At 54.2% G+C, this 819-nt stretch carries 1 protein-coding gene; it reads right to left on the bottom strand.

The window, feature by feature from the left end; translation table 11 throughout:
• Window positions 1-819 (bottom strand): conjugal transfer protein TraN (traN, locus tag CBW22_RS26890; RefSeq protein ID WP_254919580.1); only part of this gene is annotated, 819 nt, incomplete at both ends.

Genomic DNA, 819 nt, shown 5'->3' with positions numbered 1-819 from the left:
GTACAGCTGCGGGCTGAGACCGTGCAGTTTTTGTTGGCCATCAGCGTGCTGCAGTTGCCGGTTGAGCTGACCGGCACGATATAGGCGTCCGAGTACTGCCAGCAGGAGGCGCTCTGCGTAAAGTCTTTGCCGTTCTGATTTACCGTCCGGCTCCCGCCCGGCTCGGTACACACCGTACCTGCCGTGCCGGTAGCCTTTGATTTATCGAAGCCGCAGGACTCACTCCAGACAACCTGTGAGCTGGTCGTGTCACGCTCCGCAGACATTGGAAGTGTTACGCGCAAAACCAGATTGCCCTTTTCAAGTTGATTTTTCAGGCCATCGCGCCCTTCGTCATAGTGTCCATCCGTGTCGTAATGGACGAACAATGACACAACCTGGCCTTTAGAAACGTGCTGCGGACTGATCGAGAACCCGCCTGAATAGTTGTATTTTGTTGTTACCGAGTTGCCTAAAGTATGGAAGCTATAGCCCAGACGACTACCGTGATAATCCGGCGATCTGGGATACCTGAATTCCCATGTACCGCTCGTTAACGTACCGTCATCAGGGGCAGTGAAGTCATACCGAATCCAGTAGTCTGCTTCGTAGTTGGCCGTTGAATTACGAGCATCAAGTACCAGTTCAGTGGTGTAAGTCTCCTTTGATCCTGTGACCTGAATGCTGCCGGTCCGTGCACACGTCTGCACCTGTGCCACATCCCGGTCGCAGCTGTAGTTCTCAAACACCGACTTTGACACCACTTTGGTGGTGCACTGCTGGTTCGTGCCGTCCACGATGGAGCCGCTGTTCGCCTCGGCGTTTTTGCCGTTCTGGATA

It is taken from the genome of Pantoea sp. VS1, assembly GCF_002207995.1.
Classification (GTDB): Bacteria; Pseudomonadota; Gammaproteobacteria; order Enterobacterales; family Enterobacteriaceae; genus Pantoea; species Pantoea dispersa.
Note: the sequence above shows the minus strand (reverse complement) of the source record. Positions and strands in the feature narration are given on the sequence as shown.